Annotated in this window: 15 protein-coding genes; 9 read left to right on the top strand and 6 right to left on the bottom strand. The window is 69.3% G+C overall.

Annotated elements, in window-relative coordinates; translation table 11 throughout:
- The 3 genes from FZ983_RS29630 to FZ983_RS29620 form a co-directional block, all read left to right on the top strand.
- The coding region (locus FZ983_RS29630; protein ID WP_282187070.1) for a flagellin at positions 1–659 on the top strand (659 nt) is incomplete at its 5' end.
- Between the two features lie 142 nt (positions 660–801).
- Positions 802–1,233 carry a flagellar biosynthesis repressor FlbT gene (locus tag FZ983_RS29625; RefSeq protein WP_149228150.1) on the top strand — a complete coding sequence of 144 codons (432 nt, stop codon included), beginning with the start codon at positions 802–804 and terminating at the stop codon, positions 1,231–1,233.
- A complete protein-coding gene (locus FZ983_RS29620) occupies positions 1,230–5,411 on the top strand; it encodes a tetratricopeptide repeat protein (protein WP_149228149.1) in 4,182 nt (1,393 codons plus the stop codon). The genes FZ983_RS29625 and FZ983_RS29620 overlap by 4 nt, the downstream gene beginning before the upstream one ends.
- A 116-nt stretch (positions 5,412–5,527) precedes the next feature.
- Here the strand turns inward: FZ983_RS29620 and FZ983_RS29615 are convergent, their stop codons facing one another.
- The 3 genes from FZ983_RS29615 to FZ983_RS29605 all read right to left on the bottom strand — a co-directional run bounded on the left by FZ983_RS29615 (position 5,528) and on the right by FZ983_RS29605 (position 10,214).
- Positions 5,528–5,707: a YdcH family protein gene (locus FZ983_RS29615; protein WP_044551486.1), complete on the bottom strand. Its 180-nt coding sequence runs from the start codon at positions 5,705–5,707 to the stop codon at positions 5,528–5,530.
- A gap of 233 nt (positions 5,708–5,940) precedes the next feature.
- On the bottom strand, positions 5,941–6,633 hold the full coding sequence (locus tag FZ983_RS29610; protein ID WP_149228148.1) for a tetratricopeptide repeat protein: 693 nt from the start codon (positions 6,631–6,633) through the stop codon (positions 5,941–5,943).
- Complete coding sequence (locus tag FZ983_RS29605; protein WP_149228147.1) at positions 6,633–10,214, bottom strand: tetratricopeptide repeat protein; 3,582 nt, start codon at positions 10,212–10,214, stop codon at positions 6,633–6,635. Before FZ983_RS29605 ends, FZ983_RS29610 begins: the two co-directional genes overlap by 1 nt.
- A gap of 109 nt (positions 10,215–10,323) precedes the next feature.
- On the opposite strand from FZ983_RS29605, the gene FZ983_RS29600 reads away from it, so the two are divergent.
- The gene (locus FZ983_RS29600; RefSeq protein WP_149228146.1) at positions 10,324–11,589 is read left to right on the top strand and encodes a tetratricopeptide repeat protein; all 1,266 of its coding nucleotides are present in this window, start codon (positions 10,324–10,326) and stop codon (positions 11,587–11,589) included.
- Between the two features lie 9 nt (positions 11,590–11,598).
- Here FZ983_RS29600 and FZ983_RS29595 read toward each other — a convergent pair whose 3' ends face one another.
- A complete protein-coding gene (locus FZ983_RS29595; protein WP_149228145.1) occupies positions 11,599–12,501 on the bottom strand; it encodes a tetratricopeptide repeat protein in 903 nt (300 codons plus the stop codon).
- Between the two features lie 258 nt (positions 12,502–12,759).
- Between FZ983_RS29595 and FZ983_RS29590 the strand changes: the two genes are divergently transcribed.
- Positions 12,760–13,332, top strand: coding sequence for a hypothetical protein (locus FZ983_RS29590; RefSeq protein WP_149228144.1), 573 nt, complete (start codon positions 12,760–12,762; stop codon positions 13,330–13,332).
- 26 nt (positions 13,333–13,358) lie between these two features.
- Positions 13,359–13,559 (top strand): hypothetical protein, encoded by a 201-nt coding sequence (locus tag FZ983_RS29585; protein WP_149228143.1) that lies wholly within the window; start codon positions 13,359–13,361, stop codon positions 13,557–13,559.
- A 46-nt stretch (positions 13,560–13,605) separates the two neighbouring features.
- Here the strand turns inward: FZ983_RS29585 and FZ983_RS29580 are convergent, their stop codons facing one another.
- On the bottom strand, positions 13,606–14,025 hold the full coding sequence (locus tag FZ983_RS29580; RefSeq protein WP_149228142.1) for a flagellar basal body rod C-terminal domain-containing protein: 420 nt from the start codon (positions 14,023–14,025) through the stop codon (positions 13,606–13,608).
- 264 nt (positions 14,026–14,289) lie between these two features.
- Between FZ983_RS29580 and FZ983_RS29575 the strand changes: the two genes are divergently transcribed.
- A complete protein-coding gene (locus FZ983_RS29575) occupies positions 14,290–15,144 on the top strand; it encodes a protein phosphatase 2C domain-containing protein (protein ID WP_247884035.1) in 855 nt (284 codons plus the stop codon).
- A 21-nt stretch (positions 15,145–15,165) separates the two neighbouring features.
- Here the strand turns inward: FZ983_RS29575 and FZ983_RS29570 are convergent, their stop codons facing one another.
- A complete protein-coding gene (locus FZ983_RS29570; RefSeq protein WP_149228141.1) occupies positions 15,166–16,803 on the bottom strand; it encodes a serine/threonine protein kinase in 1,638 nt (545 codons plus the stop codon).
- 227 nt (positions 16,804–17,030) lie between these two features.
- Here FZ983_RS29570 and FZ983_RS29565 point away from each other — a divergent pair, with 227 nt between their 5' ends.
- Both FZ983_RS29565 and FZ983_RS29560 read left to right on the top strand, forming a co-directional pair.
- Positions 17,031–18,692 carry an alpha-amylase family glycosyl hydrolase gene (locus FZ983_RS29565; protein ID WP_247884034.1) on the top strand — a complete coding sequence of 554 codons (1,662 nt, stop codon included), beginning with the start codon at positions 17,031–17,033 and terminating at the stop codon, positions 18,690–18,692.
- 199 nt (positions 18,693–18,891) lie between these two features.
- Entirely contained in the window at positions 18,892–19,992 is a 1,101-nt protein-coding gene (locus FZ983_RS29560) for a TRAP transporter substrate-binding protein (protein WP_149228139.1), read from the top strand.
- Positions 19,993–20,014 lie beyond the last annotated feature (22 nt).

Genomic DNA, 20,014 nt, shown 5'->3' with positions numbered 1-20,014 from the left:
ACCAGGGCAACGGCATCTCGACCATCGAGAAGAAGGTCGACCTGCAGATCCAGGTGACCAACTCCAACGGCGCCCAGATCACCCGCGACGGCATGAACGAGCAGGGCGACGGCAAGCTGGCCGGCGGCGACCAGGCGTTCGCCTTCGACAGCGGCACCGTTCGCGTGAACGTCGATGCTGCGACGATCCAGCAGGCGGCGACGGCCAACTGCTCGGCCAACATCGTCACCAAGCAGATCTCGGATGCCAACTCGTCGAACGACATCACGGTCCAGCTGAACGAGACGAACACCAACTCGATCACCGTGAACGCCGTGAACCTGACCACAGGCGGCCAGGGACTGAAGCTCGACGAGGCGCAGAACGACTGGACCGACCGCGCGGACATCGACAAGGCGGTTGCCGGCCTGGACAACGCCAAGTCGACGATCCGTTCCGCGTCGCAGTCGCTGTCGACCAACCTGAACATCATCACGACCCGCGAGAACTTCACCAAGGAGTTCAGCGACGTGCTGTCGGAAGGCGCCAGCAAGCTGACGCTGGCCGACCAGAACGAGGAAGGCGCCGGCCTGCTGATGCTGCAGACCCGTCAGCAGCTCGGCACCATCGCCCTCTCGCTGGCCAACCAGTCGCAGCAGTCGATCCTGCGTCTGTTCTAAGGCGTAGAGTTCGGGTAGGGAGTTCGGGTAGGATCACGCCCGGCGGGCGGCGGCATCAGGCCGCCGCCCGTTTCTTTTTTGGGCCCGACCGGGTCGGCAAAGGCCGGACGGCAAGGGTCCGCAAGCCCCGGGTTCCGCACTCATGCCGCTCAAGTTCGTTCTTCGTCCCAATGAGAAGGTCATCATCAACGGCGCCGTCATCGGTGCCGGCGACCGTCCGGGCTCATTCTTTCTCTACAACACCGCGAATTTCCTGAGAGGGCGCGAAGTCCTGAAGGAAGAGCAGATCGACTGCATCGAGAAGAAGCTCTATTTTGTCATCCAGCTCGTCTACATCTTTCCGGAAGATGCGACGCTAAACCTCCAGCGCTTCGCATCGATCCTTGACGAAACGCGCCAGGCACGGCCCGATGCCGCCAAGACGCTGGACGAGATCGAACGCCTCGTAGAAGCCCGCAACTACTACCGGGCGCTGAAACTCTGCCGCAAGATGTTCAAGTCCGGCGACGGCGGAACCGCTGACGGCGGGGCGAGCGACGACGACGATGCACCGGCGAACGATCGGATGCCGTGACCACCGCCGAACTTCTCGACGCCGCATTGCCGCTTCATCGGGCCGGCCGGCTTGCCGAGGCGCTGGCCTTCTATCGCCGGATCCTGGTCGGCGATCCGGCGAACGCCGATGCGTTGCACCTGTCGGCTTTGATCATCCACCAGGCCGGGCTGCCTGCCGCGGCGTTGAAGCGCTTGCGGGCTGCGCTGACGGCGCAGCCCAATTTCCCGGTGGCCTGGAACAGTCTCGGCAATATCCTGGCGGATATGGACCGGTTGAGCGATTCGCTGGACGCCTATGCGCAGGCGATCGGGCAGGACGACCATTATGTCGAAGCCTACAACAATCGCGGATCGGTTCTCCGGCGGCTCGGCCGCCGGGAGGAGGCTGCCGAGGACTATGTCCGCGCCCTGACCCACGGGCCGGACAACATCACGGCCCGCTTCAGTTACGGCATCCTGCAACGGGAACTGGGCCGGATCGCGCCGGCGGCCAATGCATTCTACGCAGTGGTGCAGGCCAACTCATCCTATCCCGATGCATGGCGTCATCTGGCGATCTGCCTGCGCGGGCTGGGCCATCCGGACGCCGAGGATTGCCTGCGGCGCGCGCTTGTCGATGCGCCGGCGGACGAGGAACTGTCGGTCGAACTGGGCGTGATGCTGAATGCCCAGGGGCGCTATGGGGAAGCCCGCGATGTTCTGGCGCCTGCGGCGGAGGCCCATGGCGGCAACGCGCTGCTGCATTTCACGCTCGGCACCGCGTTGCAGGGCTTGGGCCGCCTGCCGGAGGCCGTCGCCCGGCTCCGCCATGCACTGGGGCGCGAGCCGACGATGCAGGGCGCCTGCAACAACCTGGGCGTGGCGCTGCTCGACCTGGGGGATCCCGATGCGGCGGCGCCGGTCCTGCGCCGGGCGATGGCGCTCAGCCCGGACGACGCGATGGTGGTCAACAACCACGGCACCGCGCTGGAGAACCGGTACGACCCCGACGCCGATCCGGAGCCGTCGGCGCGATGGTACCGCCGCGCCCTTCGGCTGCGTCCCGATTATGGGAAGGCCTTGATCAATCTTGCCGGCGTCCACGGCGCCATGCGGCAGGCCGACGCGGCCGAGGACCTCTATCGCCGTGCGGTGGCGGCCGAACCGAGGAATGCAGAGGCCTATGCCAATATGGCCGGCCGGCGGTTGGACCGCGATGATCTGGTCGAGGCAGAGCGGCTGTACCGGCGTGCGCTGGCGATCAACCCCAGGCGACCGGAGACGCTGACCGGTTATGGTCTGGCACTGCAGATGCGCGGCCGTATCGAAGAGGCGGAGTCGGCCCACCGACGGGCGTTGGCGATCGACGCCCGCAGTGCGGATGCCGCCGGCAATCTCGGCATGCTGATCTGGCAGTACCGCCAGGATGCGGATGCCGCCGAACCCTGGATGTCGCTGGCCCTCTCGATCAATCCGGCACTGGGCAGCGCGCATCTGAACCGCGGCCTGCTGCGGCTCGCCGGTGGGGATCTTGCCGGCGGCTGGGATGACTACCGCTGGCGCTTCCGGGCGAAAGGGTATGTGAGCCGGCGGATCGCCGTTCCGCCCTGGCGCGGCGAGGCGCCGGCCGGCCGGCGCCTGCTGGTCTGGCGGGAGCAGGGGGTGGGTGACGAAATCCTGTTCGCTTCCTGCTTTCCGTCGCTCATCGCGCGTGCCGGCCATGTGGTGATCGAGTGCGATCGCCGTCTGGTGCCGCTTTTCGCGCGTTCCTTTCCAACGGCGACGGTGCGGGAGCAGTCGGTCGACGCGGCTGGCCGGGAACTGATCGAGCCGCCGGACGTCGATGCCCATGTGGCGGCTGGCGACCTGCCGGGACTGCTGCGCAACAGCCTGTCCGCCTTCGGACCGCAAGGCCACTGGCTGGTCCCCGACCCGGCGCTGGCGGAACGCTGGCGCGCGCGGCTGGCGGCGCTGGGACCGGGGCTGCGGGTCGGTATCGGCTGGCGCAGTCAGGTGATGACGACCGACCGCAAGGTCTCCTACGTGATGCTGGAGCATTGGGGACCGCTGTTCGCCGTTCCCGGCGTGGTGTTCGTCAACCTGCAATATGGCGACTGCGAAGCCGAGCTTGCGGCGGCCGAGGAGCGGTTCGGCGTGCGCATCCACCGCTGGGACGACCTGAACCTGCGGGACGACTTCGACGGTGCGGCGGCGCTGACGGCGAATTTGGATCTGGTGATCTCGCCGGCCATGTCGGCGGGGGAACTGGCTGGGGCGCTGGGGGTGCCGGTCTGGCGCTTTGGCCACCGCGATTGGACGCAGCTCGGCACCGGCGTCCGTCCCTGGTTCCCGGCCATGCGCCTGTTCCAGCCCAACCCCGGCGAAGGGCTGGAGGCGGCGCTCGGGCGGATCGCCAAGGCTCTGCGCGATTGCGCTTCGCCACAGGACAAGGTTGGTCCGGACGGGGGCGGGCCGTCGGCCGGCGTGGAGGCAGGAGACGGCGAAGCCGCCGACACTGCCCCGGTTCTCGATGGCGACACCGACCATCTGTTGGAGCAGGCGGTCGCCGCCCACCGCGGCGGTGACGCGGCCGGGGCCGCCGCCCTCTATGGGCGTGTGCTCGCCCGCCGACCACGGGACCCGGTGGCCTTGCACCTGTCCGGCCTGCTCGACCACCAGTTGGGTGCATCGGAAAGGGCCGAGCCGCGCATCGCCGCCGCAGTGGCCGCCGTTCCCGGATATGCGACGGCGCATATCAGCCTCGGCAATGTCCGTCTGGCGCTCGGCCGGGCCGCGGAGGCGTCGTCGAGCTTCCGGGCGGCACTCGCCCTCCAGCCGGCCGATGCTGTGGCGTTGACCAATCTCGGCAACGCCCTGGACGGGCAGGGGCGGAGCAGGGACGCTCTGCGGGTGCAGGGTTGGGCGGTCGCCGCCGACCCTGAACTGGCGGAGGCGTATGACAATCTTGGCGCTATGCTGGCCCGGCTCGGCCGCTGGGGCGAAGCGGAGCAGGCGCATGTCCAGGCGTTGCGCCGGGCGCCGCAATTGGTGGCCGGCTGGATCAACCTGTCGGTGGCTCTGCGGCGCCTCGGGCGTGGGGGTGCGGCGGACCGCGCCGGGCGTCTGGCGCTGACGCTGCAGCCGGCTTTGGCCGACGGGCTGGCGAACCGCGGCAGGCTTCTGCGTGAACTGGGGGAGGATGCGGCGGCCGGCCTCTCCTGCGCCCGCGCCCTGGCGGTGGAGCCCGGCCACGCTTCCGCCGCCTTCAACGGCGGGGTGCTGCATCTGGCCGCGGGGCGGCTGGCGCAGGGGTGGGGCGGCTACGACCGCCGCTTCGACACGCGCGATCTCGTGACGGCGGCCCGCCGCCCCGGCGTGCCGGCCTGGGGCGGAGAGGATTTGGCGGGCAAGCGGATCCTGGTCTGGCGCGAGCAGGGCATCGGCGACGAGTTGATGTTCGCGCAGCGCCTGCCGGAGTTGATCGCCCGTGCCGGGCATGTGGTGGTGGAATGCGATCCGCGCTTCGTCCCGCTGTTCGCCCGGTCCTTTCCGCAGACGACGGTCCGTCCCCGTCCGGCATCGTCGAACGAACCCGCCGCGGATGTCGATTGCCATGCTGCGATCGGCTCGTTGTCGCGCCACCTCGGGGGCACGCTGGCCGATTTCGCCGAAGTCGGACCGGTTCTGCGGGCGGATCCGGCGGCGGTGCGGGAATGGCGGCGGCGGCTGGCCGCGCTGGACGACGGCTTGCGGGTCGGCATCGCCTGGCGCAGCGGTCAGCTGGATCCGGACCGCATGCCCGATTACACGCGGATCGAGGATTGGGGGCCGGTGCTGACCCTGCCCGGCCTCGTGGCGATCACCCTGCAATATGGCGACTGCGGGGTGGAACTGGCGGTGGCGGCCAAGGCCTTCGGCCAAGCGCCGCGGCTGCTCCCCGACCTAGACCTGCGCAACGATTTGGACGGTACCGCCGCGCTGATGTCGGCGCTGGATTTGGTGATCGCGCCTGCCACCTCGACAGGCGAACTGGCGGCGGCGCTGGGCGTCCCGGTCTGGCGGCTGGCGCGGGCGGGAGACTGGACGGCATTGGGAACGGCCGTGCGGCCCTGGTTCCCGTCGATGCGGCTGTTCCGGACCCGTCCGGGGCAGCAGGTTGCCGATCTGCTGCCTGCGGTGGCGTCGGAGCTGTCGCGCCTCAAAAACCCGGCTGGCTGAACGGAGCCCCGTAAAAGCCGCCGTTGAAAAGTCGCCATTTAAAAAGCCGGGTGAGGGCAATCGCCTCAACCCGGCTTTCGTAACCCCGTTCAGGGGCGATGCTGTGATTGGGGGGATTAATTTATCGTGCCGGAGCGCGTCAGGCGATCGATCTCTTCCTTGACGTGCAGCTTTTCGAGCTTGAGGCGCTTTACCGCGCTGTCATCCGGCCAGGACCGCTTTTCCTCGTCGAGGATCGCGCGATCAAGGCGCATGTGCTTTTCTTGCAGAGACGAAAGGCGAGCTTCAGTGTGCATGAGTCGCTCTCCATAGGATCAGTCCGTGTCCCGCCGCAATGTGACGGGGCGGTGACATGAGTGTTCACCCATCCGAACCGCAGAACAACCCTAATCTTGCGTTTTATGCGGCCAAACCATGCGAAAAAGTGCCTCAACCGTTCGGGTGTATGACAGTGGGTCGCAGGGGTGGGATCTTGAAATCACTTTGCGCAACACCAACCGGAGGCCATCACACCCTTTGACCCGAAGGGTTATGCCCGCGTTGGTCCAACGCCGTGGCCGACGACACGGCCGGCGATGACGTCCAGTGCGCGCCGGGCATCCGCATGGCCGGGCTGAAGGACCAGCATGCGGCGATACCACCATGCGGCCTCGTCATTGCAGCCCAGCCGGTACAGGATCGCAGCCAGTCGCGCGGCGACCGATGGAACGGTCGGGTCGAGGAGGGCCGACCGGCGCAGCGCCGTCACCGCGTCCTGAGGGCGGCCGAGACCGTCGAGAGAGATTCCCCATTGATGCAGCAGCGCCGCCCCGGCGCCGAGCAGTGCTGCCCGGGCATAGGCGCCTGCCGCCGCCGGGGCGTCCCCGCGATCCCGCTCCGCATGGCCGAGCCCCTCCTGTGCGGCAAGCAGGGCGGGGGAGAGGACCAGGGCATGGCGGAAACGACGAGCCGCCCTGTCGGGGCGCCGCAGCGCGCGCAGGATCTTGGCATGGTTGACCGCAGCCTCCGCATCGGCGGGCTCCAGCACCAGGGTGCGGGCGAGCAGCGCATCGGAGTCTTCCAGCCGGCCGAGTTGGGCAATCAGAAGTCCGTAGCGGTGCAGCGCTTCCGTGCTGGCCGGATCGCTCTCCAGAACATGGCGGTAAAGCGATTCGGCCTGCTCGAAGCCGCCGGTCTGGTGGTGGTCGAAGGCGCGCGCCAGCAGCGTGCCGATGGCGGGCATCAGGCCGGCGCCAGCGCAGTCAGCGTGCGCACCGCCTGCACGGCTGCGGCGGCCAGCCCTTCGCCCGGAGCGGGCTGGATCAGTCGCATCGACGGGTACCAGGGCCGCACGTCGGAGCCCAGCTGCGTCCAGTCGCGGGTGCCCAGCCGCCAGACCGGAACGCCCAGCGCACCGGCCAGTTCGCCCACCGCGGTCGCCGGCGCGATCACCAGGTCCAGATTGGCGATGAGGGCGGAAACCCCTTCGAAATCGTCCTTCAGGTTCAGGTCGTCCCAGCGATGCAGCCGGCGCGTCGCCGTTTCCACCCGTGCCAGTTCGGCAGCGCAGTCGCCATATTGCAGCGTGACGACGCTGACATTGGACAGGTCGAGCAGAGGCAGCCAATCGGCCAGGCCCGTATAAGCGGCGGCGCGCTGTGCCGTGACGATCTGGCTGCGCCAGGCCAGTCCCACCCTCAGGCCGGGCAGGGCGGCGACCCGGTCCCGCCACAGGGCGACGAGTTCCGGATCGGGGCGCAGATAAGCGGTGCGGGGCGGGAAGCGGTCCAGCCGGTCGCGGATCAGGGCGGGCAGGCTGCCGGCCGGCATCTGCAGGTCGCAATCGGGTGGATCCACCGTCTCCCGTCCGGCCGCGTCGGCAGTTATGGCCCGCACCGAGACTCCGGGGAAGGAGCGGGCGAACAGGCCGACCAGCCGCCTGTCGCATTCGACCGTCACCGGCCCGTCCAGTCCCTGCAGCGCGTCGAAGCAAGAGGCGAACAGGATCTCGTCGCCCACCCCCTGTTCCGACCAGACCAGCAGCCGGCGTCCGTGCAAGCTCTCCCCACTCCACACTGGACGGTCGATCCTGCGGGCGCGCTGCAATTGCCGGGCGGAGAAGCGGCGGGCATAGCCTTCCCAGCCGCGGGCGAGGTTGCCGTCGGTCAGGTCGACCAGCCCCAGATTCCAGGCGGCGAGCGCGAAGCCAGGGTCGATCCGCAAGGCGTGTTGCAGATGGTGCCTCGTCTCCTGCTGTCGCCCGGCGTACATCGCCAGGGTGGCAAGGTTGTTGTGCGCATCGGCGGAGTCCGGCTGGAGGGTCAGCGCGCGCCGGTAATGGGCGGTCGCCTCGTCGCTCCGTCCCTCCAACTCGCAGGCATGGCCGAGATTGGCGAAGGCGGGTGGATTCTCCGGCTGGAGCGCGATGGAGCGGCGGTGCAGCCGCATGGCCTCCGCCACCCGTCCGCCTGTCCGATGGCCTTCGGTCTGATGGACAAGCCCCAGATGGGTCAGCGCTTCGGGGAAGGCGGGGTGCAGCGCAAGCGCGCGGGCGAAGGCGCGGGAGGATTCGGCATGCCGCTTTTCGGCTTCGTGGATCAGGCCCAGATGGTTCCAGGCATGGGGGAAGACGGGATCGAGGCGCAACGCCTCGGCGATGAGGCGCAATGCGTCGGAGCTGTGCCCCGATTGGTGCAGAAGAAGCCCCAGCAGATGGAGCGCATCGGCATGGCCGGGGTTGGCGTGCCCGGGATCGGCGGCGAGGGCGGCACGATAGGCGGCCTCCGCCTCCGCCGCATGGCCGGCGCGGTGCAGGGCGACAGCGTGGTTCAGCAGGGTGTCGAAGTCGGCCGGCGGGGGCTGGGCGGCATGCGGTGCGGTTGGGGGGAGCGACTGAGCGGGCTGCGGCAAGGCGCCTTCCGGCAAAGCAGCGCGGAGTGCCTTGGCGATGGCGTGCATCGTCATCTCCAGCCCCTCGCCGGGGTTGGGCTGGAACAGGCGCATGGCCGGGAACCAGGGGCGGACGCCGGTGCCGAGCTGCGTCCAATCGCGGTGGCCAAAGCGCCAGACCGGCACCCCCAGCGCCCCAGCCAGTTCCCCCGCCGACATGGCCGGCGAGATCACCAGATCCAAATTCGCCGTCAGCGCCGCCGCACCGTCGAAGTCGTCCCGCAGGTTCAGGTCGTCCCAGCGGTGGATGCGCACGCCGAACCGCTCCTCGGCCGCCGCAAGCTCGGCTTCGCAGTCGCCATATTGCAGGTTGACGAACACCACGCCGGGAACGGCGAACAGCGGTCCCCAATGCTCCAGCATCACGTAGGAGACCTTGCGGTCGGTCGTCATCACCTGACTGCGCCAGCCGATACCGACCCGCAGCCCCGGTCCCAGCTCCGCCAGCCGTGCGCGCCAGCGCTCCACCAGCGCCGGGTCGGGGACCAGCCAGCGGTCTTGCGGCTCGAAGGCGGACAGGCTGTCGCGCAGCCGGTGCGGCAGGTCGCCGGCCGGGGCCTGGAGGTCGCAATCCGCCGGATCGATGGTCTCCCGCGGACCGGCGCCGAAAGCGTCACCGGTGCAGCTTTCGGCCCGGACGGTGGCCTTGGGGAAGGAACGGCGGAAAAGCGGCACCAGACGCGGATCGCATTCGATGGTGACCGGTCCGCCCGCCCAGGCGATGACGTCGGGATAGCAGGAAGCGAACAGAATCTCGTGCCCCACCCCCTGCTCCCGCCAGATCGTCAGGCGCTTGCCGCGCAACACCTCGCCTTTCCAGCGGGGCGCCGCGATCCGGCGGTCCGGCGTCGCCTCCCCGGCGGCGAAACGCCGCTCGTAGCCCGTCCAGCCGCGTGGCAGATCGCCATGGTGAAGAGCCAGCAGGGACAGGCCGTAGGTGGCGGTGGCAAGGTCGGGCTGCTGCGCCAGCGCGTCCTCGAAACAGGCCGCCGCCTCCGCGTAGCGCCCCTGCGCCTGCAGGGCATTGCCCAGATTGTAGCGCGCCTCGACAAAGTCTGGATGGAGGTCCAGCGCCTGCCGATGGCACAGCTCGGCCTGATCCGGGCGGCCCAGCCGCTTCAAAACGCTGCCCAGATTGTTCAGCGCGGCGCTGTGGCGCGGATTGCGCTTCAGCGCCTGCCGATAAGCGATCTCGGCACTCTCATAGGCGCCCTTCTGCTGCAGGACGGCGCCCAGGTTGTAATGCGCGGTGGCGTCGTCGGGTCTGAGCTGCGTCACCAGCCGGTGCTGCGCGACCGCTTCGTCCAGCCGGCCGATCATGGCCAGCGCATCGCCCAGATTGTTGTGCGCCTCCGCCATGCCGGGCGAAAGCCTGACCGCCCGATCCAGCGCGATGGCGGCGTCGGCATGGCGGCGGGCGGCGGCGCGGCCGTTGCCGAGATTGTACCAAGCCTTGGCATAGTCCGGCTTCAGCGCGAGCGCGAGCGTGTACGCCCGTTCCGCCTCATCATGGCGGCCGAGGGCAGCCAGGGCGTTGCCGAGATTGTGCCGCCGCTGCGCCCCGCCGGGATTGAGCGTCGCCGCGGTGCGGTGGGCCTGGATCGCGTCGGCAGCGCGCCCTGATGCGCACAGCGCGCTGCCCAGATTGTCCCAATAGTCGGCAACGCCTTTGGAGCGCTCCAGCGCCTTGCCGATCAGGGTAACCGCCTCATCCGCCCGGCCGGATTGCAGGGACAGCACGCCCAGCAGGTGCAGCGCGTCGGCATGCTGCGGGTCGGCGGACAGCACCGCGCGGTAGCCGCGCTCCGCCTCGGCAAGGCGCCCGGCCTGATGGTGTGCCACCGCCTGCGCAAGCCTGCTGCTGTCCTTCGCCACGGTTCCGCCCCGTCTTAGATGCCTGCCCCTCAAAGGGAGTGCCATCATCGGTGGATCACGGTAAAGATGCCATTGATATCGACGACGTTTTAAGGCGGGGGAAGACGCAATGGCCGGGTCACGCTTGTCCTTGCGCGGCGGTCTGAGGACGAGTCTGCGGGCGGGCGCACTGCCGGCGGCGGTCCGGCTCAGCCGGCAGGCCGATGCGCTGGCCGCCGCCTGCGATCCGGCGGGGGCGGAGCCGCTCTACGCCCGCGCGCTCGCCGCCGACCCGACGCTGGCCGGAACCCACAACAACCACGGCAATGCCCTGCGCGCGCTGGGTCGGCTCGACGAGGCCGCCGCCGCCTACCGCGCCGCCATCGCGCATGGCCTGGACGAGGGGATGGCCCACTACAATCTCGGCTCCGTCCTGCGGCAGGCCGAACGGCGGACGGAGGCGGAGGACGCGTTCAAGCAGGCATTGGCCCTGCGGCCGGACCACGCGGAGGCGTGGAACAACCGCGGCAACCTGTGGCGCGACCTCGACCGCTTCGGCGAGGCGGCGGCGTGCTACCGGCTGGCGCTGGCGCTGCGGCCGGACTGGGCGGACGCCCACGACAATTTCGGCGCGGTGCTCTACCTGCTGCACGAACAGGGCGGTACGGAGGAAGCGGCGGAGCTTGCCCGGCGCTGGCGGCGCGACCACCCCTGCAACCCGCTGGCCCGCCATATCGGCGCCGCCATCGCCGGCGAGGAGGCCGACCAGCGGGCGCCCGACGACTATGTGCGCCAGACCTTCGATCTGTTCGCGGAGGAGTTCGACCGCAAGCTGGCGGAGCTGGACTACCGCGCGCCCGCCCTGCTGGCCGGGCTGCTGGCGGGCGAGAGGGTGGATGGCAGTCTGGACGTGCTGGATGCCGGCTGCGGCACCGGGCTGTGCGCGGCCTCGCTGCGGCCACTCGCCCGGCGGCTGATCGGTGTCGATCTGTCGGACGGCATGCTGGAGCGCGCCCGTGCCCGCGGCCTCTACGACGAGCTGCACGCGGCGGAGCTGGTCGGCTTTCTTGCCGCTGCGCCGGGAGCCTTCGACCTGGTGATGGCGGCCGACGTGTTCTGCTATTTCGGTGTGCTGGACGAGGCATTCGCGGCGGCCCGCGCGGCGCTGCGCCCCGGCGGCCGGCTGGCCTTCACGGTCGAGGAACTGGCGGCGGATGACGGACGTCCGTACCGCGTCGCCACCCACGGGCGCTATGCCCATGCCGAAGCCTATGTGCGCGGCGCGCTGGCGGGGGCGGGGCTGGAGGTGCTGCGCTGCGACCATGAGCGATTGCGTTTCGAAAGCGGGGAGCCGGTGATGGGGCTGGTGGTTCTGGCCATACGGCCGGCCGTGTAGCGTCGCCGCTCAGATCTTCCGCGACCGGCGGGGAGAGGGTCGCTTGCCGGCCGGCCTGGGCATCGGCGCCGGCTCCGCGGTGGGCATCGTCAGGGCGTCGGCCTCTGCGGCGCGTCCAAGCGACCGCAGCGCCAGGGCCAGCGTGTCGCGTGCGGCGGGATGGGCCGGATCGATGCGTACGGCGTGCCGCAACGGCACCAGGGCGTCGTCGGGGCGGTTGGTGGCGGCCAGTGCGATGCCCAGGTTCAACGCCGCCGACAGGAAATCGGGCACCAGCGCCAGGGCGTTGCGGAAGGCGATCACCGAATCCGCCCGGAGCCCCGCCGCGAACAGGGCGTTGCCCAGCAGGAAGGCGATGTCGACGTCCTGCGGTTCCAGGGATGCCGCGCGGATCAGATCGACCAGGGCCGGCATCACCTGTCCGGTCTCCAGCCGCAGCCGTCCGCGAGCGTGCAGCAGGGCGACCAGCTTCTCCCGTGCCGGATCCAGCGACGGCTCGATCCGCAGGGCGCGTTCCAGCAGGTCCGCCGCGACATCGACGGCGCCGGTATCGCCGCGGCCATGGCGGGCGAAAGCGCGGTCGGTCCAGGCCTCCGCAAAGTCCGGGCGCAGCGCCAGCGCGCGGCGATAGCCGGCCTCCGCCTCGTCCAGCCGGTTCAGGCCGCGCAGCAGGTTCGCCCGGTTCGCGCGGATGTCGGCCGCCTCCGGCCGCAGGGCGATGGCCTTGTCGATCAGGGTCAGGCCGAAGTCGCCATGGCCGATCTGCCCGGCCAGGACACCCAGGTAATGCAGCGCGTCGGGCTGATCCGGCTCGGCGTCGAGGATGCGGGCATACAGCTCCTGTGCTTCGCCGAAGCGGCCGGCGAGGTGCAGGTCGAGCGCGAGTGTCAGGGCTTCGAGGATCGTGGCCATGGGGCAACGCTTTAGGACGCCCGACGGCATGGCCGCAAGTCCGCGCAACGGCAGCCCCGGATTCAGGCAGGAATACTCCCGTATCGAGTATTCCCCTTTCGCCATACGGGTTAGTTTCGCAAACTCAAATAAGAGTAAAGAAAGCCTTTACGGCGTGCCGGTATTACGGTAATTTAATGTCCGATTATCACAGATTCGGGTAAGCCGGTCATGAACGTGGCATCCGCCACATCGACGGCCTCACGGCCGATCGCTTTCATGACGCCCCGCGGCAGCGATGCCGTCGATGGTGGGGCAGGCACCCGGATTCCGGCCACCACCACCGGCAGGAACACCGGTGCGGAGGAGGCGGAACCTCTCGTCAACCGTTTCCCGACCATCGCCTACAGCTACGACACCGATGCCTCGCGTCTGGTGATGCTGTACCGCGATCCGGCGAATGGAAAGACCGTCTCGCAGATCCCGACCGAAGCGGCCTTGAAGCAGTACAAGGAAGCCCAGCAGCAGGAAAAGAACGCGGAACGCGCCGCCCTGCTGAAACTGACGGTTGGCGGGGCTCAAGGCGGCGGATCGCAGGGCGGTGGTCCGGAGAATGGCCGGGCCGACGGTGCCGGGTCGGCGGCCTACGGCCGCAATGCGGCGGCCGGGGCGGCTGCTTCCGGCCCTGGGACCGCCGGCAGCTCGATCGGCAGCGGCAGATGGCTCAGCGGTGCTGCCGGTTCGGCGGGCGGTGTTGATGCTTCCGCCGCGGCGGCGTCTGTGTCACAGTCGGCGACGACCACTGCCGTTTCCACCGGCACATCCGCCGCGCGGGTCAATGTGGTGATCTGAGAGCTTCCTCTCCCAAGGGTTCCGTCATGGGCATGGACATCGCCTCCTCGACCGCCGGTGCGGCAATCGCCTTGAAGCAGGCGCAGGGCCAGATCGATTTCGGCGTCAAGGCGCTGAACCAGAATGCCGAGCAGCAGCAGGCGGCAGTCGCGGCACTCGTGGAGGGCGGGAGCGGCGGCGGCAACGTGACGCCGACGCGCGGGCAGAGCCTGAACATCACCGCCTGAACATCACCGTCTGATCGATACGGTCGGGACAGGCGGATTCCGGTCCTCAAACTTTCGCGTTCAGCAGGGACGTCAGCATCTCGTCCTGTGTCCGGACCACGGCGATGTTGGCGCCATAGGCCCGGTTGGCCGCCATCTGATTGACGCGCTCCTTCGCCAGATCGACGTTCGGTGCGGCGACCATGCCGTCGGCATTGGCGGCGCTGTCGTCCGGCGCGTATTCCTGCAGATAGGCCGGAGTGATCGGTGTGAAGGTCGCCCGCGTGCCCGGGTTGGCATCGGTCTGGGCCACCGCCAGCAGCTGGTAGGCCGCGCGCCGGTCTCCCGCCGTGCCGTTCGACGTCATACCGTCCGCCGCCGGCATGGTGCCGGTGGAGCGGACATTGGCCACATTGGAGGCTGATGCGTCGAGCCGGCGCGTCTGTGCGGTCAAGCCGCTGAGCGCGATGCCGATGCTGCCGACCATGGCGGGCCATCCTCCGTACGACGGGTGTCTTGCGTCACACTACCACATCCACCCTTCAAAACCAGACCGGCAAGTCCGGTATGACAAGTCCGGGGAAAACCGGCTGTTCGGCCGCACAAGTTCCACAAGCGGACTATCTCCCGGCGCAATCGTCCACTGCCGGCAATCCCCGCTGTATCTTTTCATAGGCTTGCGCCATTATCGGGCGAAAGACCGAGGCTCCGGTCCCGATGGAGCCGGTCCAAGAAAATCGGTCCAGCCTCCATGGATCCAGACGTTCGCGAGACGGGAGCCGCCGCCTGCATGTCCAACACCGCCTTTGTCCTGACCGCCGCCGGGCTGACCGACGTCGGGCGTACCCGGTCCCGCAACGAGGACGATTTCCACGTCGATACGAACGGTGAATTCGCGATCGTCTGCGACGGGATGGGCGGCCACGCCGGCGGCGACATCGCCAGCCGCAAGGCGGTGGAGGAGATTTCCGGCTTCCTGAAGGATTCCGCGCCGTCGGAGCCGATCACCGTGGTCGACCGCGACGACATCGACCGGACCCAGACCGACCCGTCGGCGACGGAGCCGGCGGTGGGCCGCGCGCTGTCGGTCGCGCGGTCGGCCGTGCAGAAGGCCAACCGGGCGATCCACGACCTGAATCTCGCCCGCGGCTTCGCCCAGGGGCGGGGCATGGGCACGACGGTCGCCGGCCTCTGGCGGGTTCCGGGCACGGCCCAGATGGTGACCTTCCATGCCGGCGACAGCCGGGTCTACCGCCTGCGCGACGGGGACCTGCGCACGCTGACCCGCGACCACAGCCTGTACCAGATCTGGCTCGACAATGGCGGGCGCGGAACGCCGCCGCAGCGGAACATCATCGTGCGGGCGCTCGGCACCGGCGAGGATGTGGAGCCGGAGGTGGCCGTCCACTCCTTGCTTCCCGACGATGTCGTCATGATCTGTTCCGACGGCTTGAACGGCATGGTCACGGACAGCGCCATCGCCCGCATCCTGACGGAGGAGCGCGACCCGGCCCGCGCCGCCGCCGCCCTGGTCGATGCCGCCAACACGGCCGGCGGCCAGGACAATGTGACGGTGGTGGTCGGGCGCTTCACCGCCAGCGCCTGACGGGCATGCTGAGGGGGGAGATCAGGGGCCGGTGGTGATGAAACGGGCGGCGGCCAGCGGAGCCGGCGCGTCGTCCGGCAAGGTCGCCAGCGCTTCCACCAGCGCGGCCAGATAGTCGGCCGCCGATTCCTGCTCCGGCCGCGGGGTTGGGAACAGGGGCTCCGCCGTGGCGATGGTCAGCAGCAGTTCGGTGCCATAGGGCGGGCCGATGGTCCAGTAACGCCCGCCGTCGTCCCGGTCGCCCAGCCGCCGCGATGCCCCCGCCGCCAACGTCGTGCCGCTGTCCGAAGGGTTGGGCAGCAGATGGATGACGATGCCGTCGACCGTAAAGTAATCGGACTGTATCCGTACCGGCCGCGCCGGGGCCCCGATCTCCAGGATCAGCGGATCGCCCGCATTCAGTTGCGGCCCGCTTCCCTCCGCTGTTGCCGCCTCCGCTGTTGCCAAACTGGCCGTCAGCGGTTCCGCCAATCCCCGGTTGGCGTCCAGCGCCGCGGCGACGCTGGCGAGCGGCCCGCAGAACTGTGCATCGGCGGTGGCGAGGTCGAAGCCATGCTCCCAGCCGCCTGCCGCCGCTTCCACCGCCTCGCGCACCGCGGTCTCCGCCTGTGCCCCCATTGCCGTCCCCGAAACGAGCAGCCGTCCGCCGGCTTCCTCCACCGCCACCAGCGCGCAAGGAATCGCCCGCAACGCCTGGGTCACCGCCGCAACCGGAGGTCGTCGCGGCGCAACCGGCACTTCGGGCGCGGAAGCGGGCTCCGGGGGAGACGAGACCGCTGCAGCCGGCGCAGTGGCTGGAGCGGTTGTCGCGGTCGCGGGCTGTGAGGAAAGGGCCGAGGGCATGGTCGGCATCGGCCGGTTCATCAGCACCGCGCCTGCCGCCAGCCCTCCCGCCAGCGTCATTCCGCCAAGCCACAGCGGCCACCGGCGCGCGCGCTGCGGTGTCGCCTCTGAAGCGGGGAGGGGCGTTCCGGTCAGGGCGGCGACCGCATGCCGAAGCGATGCGGCATCCGGGAAGGCGTCGCCACCGCTCACCCGAACCCGCTCCAGCAGCGACGCCACCGCCGGGTGACCGTTATGGCCGGACAGCAGCCGCTCGATCAACCGGGCGGCGGCGGCAAGATCGTCGCTGCGGCTCGCTTGCGCCGCGGTCAGCGCCGTCCGTCCGAACCCGGTGACCATGGCGGTGCTTCCGCTGTGGCGGATGGTCTCCGCCCCAAGCGCACCATGGACGATTCCGGCCCGGTGCGCGGCATCCAGCGCGCCCAGCACGCGGTCGAGCGTTGCGACGCTGTCGTCCAAACTCAAGGCGCCATCGGCGAGCCGGTCGGCCAGCGTCGGCCCCTCGACCAGCGCGGTGGCGACGAAGGCGGTGCCGGCATGCTCGCCGGAGGCCAGGATCGCGGGAATGGCGGGATGGGACAGTTGGGCGGTGGCGCCGGCGGTGCGGCGGAACCGCTCCAGCGACATGGCATCGGCACACAGCCGCGCCAGCGGGATGGTCCACAGCGCCACCGCCTGCCCATTCGCATCCAGCGCGCGGTGCAGCCGGGCCTCGCCGTCCCGGCCGATCAACTCGCGCAGCCGGAAGCGGCCGAGCCGCCGCTCCGAGTCGGCCGTCCCCATCTTGGCCGCCGCCATCCCGCTGCCGCGCTGCATTCCCGCTCCCTCTTGGTGAGCGCTGGTATAGCCGCAGCGTGGCGGAGCGGCCAAGTCTCCAGGCACCCGGCCGCAAGATCCTGTCCATCTAGCCGACCTGTGCGAAAGGGGAAGGCCTGTGACCACGTTCGGCCGCTAACCTTTCGTTAGCCATGGCGGGGGAAGCTTGGGTGGTGAACCGGCAGCGCTGCGCCGGAATCGCCAACCCCGGCGCGGAGCCTGCTGCCTTGACCAACTCCATCACCCTGTCCCAGTCGTCCGGCCCGAACATCTCCTGGCTGAACGGGGCGGCGCTGTACCAGATCTATCCGCTCAGCTTCCGCGACCGCGGCGGCGACGGCTGGGGCGACCTCGACGGCGTGATCGAGGGGCTGGACCATGTGGCGTCGCTGGGTGTGGACGGGGTGTGGATCAGCCCCTTCTACCCGTCGCCGCGCACCGACTTCGGCTATGACGTCGCCGACCATCGCGCGGTCGATCCCCGCATGGGCAACCTTACCGTCTTCGACCGGTTGATCGAGCGCGCCCATGGGCTGGGGCTGAAGGTGCTGGTCGATCTGGTCTGCGGCCACACCTCCAACGCCCATCCCTGGTTCGTGGACAGCCGGCGGTCGCGTGAGGGCGAGATGGCCGACTGGTATGTCTGGGCCGACGCCAAGCCCGACGGCACCGCGCCCAACAACTGGCTGTCGGTGTTCGGCGGAGCGGCCTGGACCTGGGAACCGCGGCGGCGGCAATATTACCTGCACCATTTCCTGTCCAGCCAGCCGGCGCTGAACCTGCACCACCCCGCGGTGATGGACGCCCTGTGCGAGACGGCGGAATTCTGGATGGAGCGCGGCGTCGACGGCTTCCGCATCGATGCCGTCGATTTCTTCGCCCACGACCCGCAGCTGCGCTCGAACCCCGCCGCTCTCTGGCGCGAGCCACAACCGCCGTTGAAGCCCTTCGCCCTGCAGCAGCATGTCCATGACATGATGCATCCGGCCATCGGCGGCATCCTGGCCCGCCTGCGTGAGACGGTGGAGCGCTATCCCGGCCGGGTCCTGCTGGGCGAATTGTCAAGCCAGCCCGGCGCCAGCCAGCGTATCGCGGCCTACTGCTCGCCGCAGGGGCTTCACGCCGCCTACAGCCTGTCGCTGGCCAAGCAGCCCTTCAGCGCCAAGGGCTTCGCCCAGGCCCTGACCGCGGTGCCGCGGCCGGAGTCGATCTGCTGGAGCCTTTCCAACCACGATGTGGAGCGCGCCGCCAGCCGCTGGCTGCCGGCCGGCGCCGACCCGCAATCCTTCAACGCACTGTTGGCGATGCTGGCGGCGTCACTGCCCGGCACCGTCTGCCTGTACCAGGGCGAGGAACTGGGCCTTCCCAACGCGATGTTGGAACAGCATCAGCTGCGCGATCCCTTCGGGATCACCTACTGGCCCGATTTCCAGGGACGCGACGGCAGCCGCACCCCGATGCCCTGGCGCGCCGACGAGCCCAACGCCGCCTTCACCATCGGCGAACCCTGGCTGCCGGTGCCGGACGCCCATCTGGAGCTGGCGGTCGACCGGCAGGAACGGACCGCCGGCAGCCGGCTGGCGGTGTGGCGTGCCGCGCTCTCCCTGCGCCGTGACCTGGAGGCGCTGCGCTCCGGTGCGGTGGCGGCGGTGGAGGAGCATGGCGACGTGCTGTCCTTCGAGCGCGTCTTCGGGGAGGAGCGTCTGCTCGCGGTCTTCAACATGGCCGACCGCCCGGCCGAATTCGCCCTTCGCGGGCGCGGCGAACCGGAAGCCCTGCCGGTGCCGCGTGCGCCGGGCGCCCTGCCGCCGGAGCCGACGGCCGACGGCCGGACGCTGGTGATGCCGCCGCTGTCGGTCTACCTGGGGCGTCTGCGCCTGCCGTCCTGATCCTGCCGTCCTCACTTGGCCGCATACGCGGTTCGGGGGTGTCGCCGATACCCTCGAAAGGCAGGCATGCACATTTATGCGATGCAGGGCGCCGCTTCGGATGATTTGTTACACTCTCGCCTAAGCCGCTGTAATTCCCTGATTCACCGCGGGTCACGGAAATTGTCAGCAATAGCAATAATCTTGCGGAGTAGCGGGAGTGGAAAGAAGAGCGTTTCTCACCAAGGCCGGTGTCGGTGCCGTTTCGACCGTTGCCGCCTCGACCCTCGCGGCCCCGGCCATCGCGCAGACCCAGCCGACCATCCAGTGGCGTCTGGCGTCGAGCTTCCCGAAGAGCACCGACATCCTGCTCGGCACGTCCGAACTGATCTCCAAGCGCGTGTCGGAAGCGACCGACGGCAAGTTCCAGATCCGCGTGCACGCCGCCGGTGAGATCGTGCCCGGCCTGCAGGTGCTGGACGCCGTGCAGAACGGCACCGTCCAGTGTGGCCACACCTGCGGCTATTACTATGTCGGCAAGGATCCGACCTTTGCCTTCGACACCGCGATTCCCTTCGGTCCGAACGCCCGCCAGCAGAACGCCTGGTACCAGTATGGCGGCGGTCAGGAGGTGATGCGCGCCTTCTTCGCCAAGCATGGCATCGTTCAGTTCCCGGCCGGCAACACCGGTGCCCAGATGGGCGGCTGGTACCGCAAGGAAATCAAGTCGCTTGCCGACTTCAACGGCCTGAAGATCCGCATCGCCGGCATCACCGGCCAGATCATGGCCAAGCTGGGCGCCGCGCCGACCCAGATCGCCGGCAGCGACATCTACCCGGCGCTGGAAAAGGGCACCATCGACGCCGTCGAGTTCGTCGGCCCCTACGACGACGAGAAGCTGGGCTTCGTCCAGGTCGCCAAGTACTACTATTATCCGGGCTGGTGGGAAGGCGGGCCGCAGGTCTCGCTCTACATCAACCAGAAGGAATGGGAGGCGCTGCCCAAGTCCTATCAGGCGATCCTGACCGCCGCCTGCGCCGAGGCGAACAGCGCGATGACCGCCCGTTACGATGCGGAGAACGCCAAGGCGCTGAAGCGTCTGGTCGCCAAGGGCGCGCTGCTGCGTCCCTATCCGCGCGACCTGATGGAGGCCGCCCACAAGATCGCCTTCGAGATGTACGACGACATCGCCAAGACCAATCCGGACTTCAAGACGGTCTACGACAGCTGGAAGCCGTTCCTGGACGAGGTGCAGCTGTGGTTCCGCGTGGCGGAGCTGCCCTACGACAACTTCGTGCAGTCGGCCGGCCGCTCGAAGTGACGGTCCCGCAGGTCTGAAAGGA

It is taken from the genome of Azospirillum sp. B21 (genome assembly GCF_008364825.1).
GTDB lineage: Bacteria > Pseudomonadota > Alphaproteobacteria > Azospirillales > Azospirillaceae > Azospirillum.
This window is presented reverse-complemented; position numbering and strand designations above follow the sequence as displayed.